Raw genomic sequence first — 2,515 nt, 5'->3', positions numbered from 1 at the left:
GGCGACCACACCAGCGCCGCACACCCCAGAACTCCTACCAACGCCAACCCTATGAAGTGAGGCAGACCACCACATCAAAACCAGCCCGTCATAGCTAAGCGGCTTTTTGGAAAGGCTGCGAATAGCTTTTTGTGTCGGCTGAGAAATGGTCGGGCACTGGGTGAGCCTTGGCGTGTTTTGGGTACCAGTTGTCGCAAAATTTCGGGTTCGACAAGAAATTCCAACTGGTAAAAAATTTTTGATACGCGACCTTGACGAAAATTCGATAGCGGACCAGCCTTGGTGCATGACATCTCCAAATATGACCACCGCGTTCAACGCATTCTATTCGGCTGTGGGTAACCCGGCGGTGACGACCAATACGTCACCGCCCGGTGCTGTACAGTCGGGCATCGATTACAACGCACTCATCACCGCAGTCGGAGATTTCGGACTGCTGACAGCCGACGCTGTCAACGTATTTGCCGAGGACTTCCAAGCCGCAATTACCGAAGCGCTGGCAGCCGCCAACCTCGCAACATCCATTGTTATCGCCGTCGAAGGCGGAATTTCGGCGGCCCACTCATGACCGCCAGCAGCGTACTTGCGCAAGTACAACAGCAATCCGCCTCAAATCTGTCGTTGCTGAATTCCGTTTTCGCGGATGCCCAAAGCCAGGGAGGCACGAAAGCAAACCTGCCGGCTGGCTTTGAAGCCCAGTTCTTGGGTGGGCAAATCCTGTTCCAGCAAGACATCAACACCTTCTTGAATTCGCTGCCGTCGTCACTGTCGGCAACCAACGATGCGAATCAAGGGTTGATCAATACGCTCAACAGCCTGCTTCAGCTAGAACAAGATTTGAACAGCACGTTGAGCCAGATCGAAACCTATGACGATCTGGAGCAGCCGATTCAGTTGACCGGGCTCAATGTCGTCGTGGTGCTCGATGACGCGTTAATCCTCACCGAGGTCAGCGCTGTCGGGTTTACCTACGCTGGGTTCGCGTATTCGGAGCTGACCGGGAATCTTGTCACTGTCAGCACCCCTGGCGCCTACACCGTCAACGTCCCGTCCGGCGCGAAATACGTCGATCTGGTCTTACTCGGTGGTGGCGGTGGTGGCGGCGGCTACGACACACCGGGCGTCGGCACCGGCGGAAACGGGGGCAACACCACAGCCACCCCGACCGGAGGTTCCACGCTGACCGCCATCGGCGGCACCGGCGGCGCCAGCAGCACTGGCAGTGTCGCTACCGCCGGTGGGTCACCCGGCAACGAAACCTTCGACGGCAACACCTACGACGGCGGGACCGGAGGCGCAGTGGGTTACAACAGTGTCGGCGGCAACGGCACCGCACCCGGCGCCGCCGGCGGCGGCGGCGGCTCCTACGGAAGCTACGGCGGCCAAGGCGGGCTCGCCGGCGAATGGGCCGTACAAACCATCGCCATCGGCTCCGGAACAACCCAGATCACCGGCACCGTCGGCGCAGGCGGCACCGCGGGCGCCTCAGACGACGGCGCAACCGGCGGCACCGGCGCCAACGGCGAAGCCTTCTTCAACTTCTATAGCTAACCACCGACCGGACCAGGGTGGCTTACCTCGCACACAGCGAGGTAAGCCACCTTTTAGTTGTGAACCCCGATTGCGGGCCGTCTAGATGTTGCTAACAGGCTGCGGTCCAGCAAACCCAGATGTTGTCGGTAGCACGTTGACAGGCCGGAATCCCCGGGTAAAGCATTGTCGCTACGTTGGGATCATTACGTCCACTTCGTGAAAGGGAACGACCGTGCGGAGGAGACCCCCCACAGTTGGAGCGACAGCGGCGCTGGCAATGACCCTTGCACTGACAGCACCGACCACCGCGCCGGCCCATGCGGATTGCGGAGATCCCGGGAAACCGGTTTGCGTAGGGCCAGTTCCGAGCACGGATCAAGTGGTGGCCGTTCTATCTGAATTGACTGATCCAGGCAGGCCGGCCGCAAGCAAGAGCGATGCGGTCACTCCTGGTCTTGCTCCGGACGAAGCCGGAACAGCCGACGATCACCTGAACAGGCTCAACGGGCGCGGGTTCATGCCATTCAACTTCGTCGTCACCGACATTCAACCCGCACTCGGGAATTCCGCCGGCGCCACCGTGACTGTCCAGTCGAACCGACCCCACACCCCCACAGATCCGACGCCGATTGTGTTGGTCGACGAAGGCGGGCGCTGGCTGGTCACCCATGACGCCGCGATAGCGTTACTCAACGCTGTGTGGAACCGATACCGCGGTCATTTTGTCGGCTGATCGCGGGAATCCCAGACGAGGCCACGCTTGGAGGGCAGCAACTCCCCACGTCTCGTTTCTAGAGAATCGAGAGAGATAAAATCCTGTCTCGCGTCGCGTTACAACGGTTGGGGTGACTGTAGTGAGAAACGTGCTCCGTGATTTGACGCCCGCTAGCGGTCCCGGCAACGGTGTGCCGGGTCGCCCGAAGCCCCAGTGCTGTATGAGCTAGATCACAACTATGACGTAGATCACACCCACAGACGTACC

Annotated in this window: 3 protein-coding genes; all 3 read left to right on the top strand. The window is 60.0% G+C overall.

Features of this window, described 5'->3' with window-relative positions:
• The first annotated feature begins 160 nt into the window (after nt 1-160).
• The 3 genes from ABDV69_RS21015 (at nt 161) to ABDV69_RS21005 (ending at nt 2,266) form a co-directional block, all read left to right on the top strand.
• Nucleotides 161-568 carry a hypothetical protein gene (locus ABDV69_RS21015; RefSeq protein WP_343577733.1) on the top strand — a complete coding sequence of 136 codons (408 nt, stop codon included), beginning with the start codon at nt 161-163 and terminating at the stop codon, nt 566-568.
• Between the two features lie 53 nt (nt 569-621).
• Nucleotides 622-1,551 carry a hypothetical protein gene (locus ABDV69_RS21010; RefSeq protein ID WP_343577732.1) on the top strand — a complete coding sequence of 310 codons (930 nt, stop codon included), beginning with the start codon at nt 622-624 and terminating at the stop codon, nt 1,549-1,551.
• A gap of 259 nt (nt 1,552-1,810) precedes the next feature.
• Nucleotides 1,811-2,266 carry a hypothetical protein gene (locus ABDV69_RS21005; RefSeq protein WP_343577730.1) on the top strand — a complete coding sequence of 152 codons (456 nt, stop codon included), beginning with the start codon at nt 1,811-1,813 and terminating at the stop codon, nt 2,264-2,266.
• Nucleotides 2,267-2,515 lie beyond the last annotated feature (249 nt).

The organism is Mycobacterium sp. (genome assembly GCF_039583785.1).
Lineage (GTDB): Bacteria > Actinomycetota > Actinomycetes > Mycobacteriales > Mycobacteriaceae > Mycobacterium.
The sequence above is the reverse complement of the archived record's forward strand: the minus strand, read 5'-3'. Positions and strand labels throughout refer to the sequence as shown.

What these genes read in the sequence shown, in the direction of transcription:
- ABDV69_RS21005 (WP_343577730.1), top strand. Translation starts at nt 1,811, where the DNA reads ATGACCCTTGCACTGACAGCACCGACCACCGCGCCGGCCCATGCGGAT.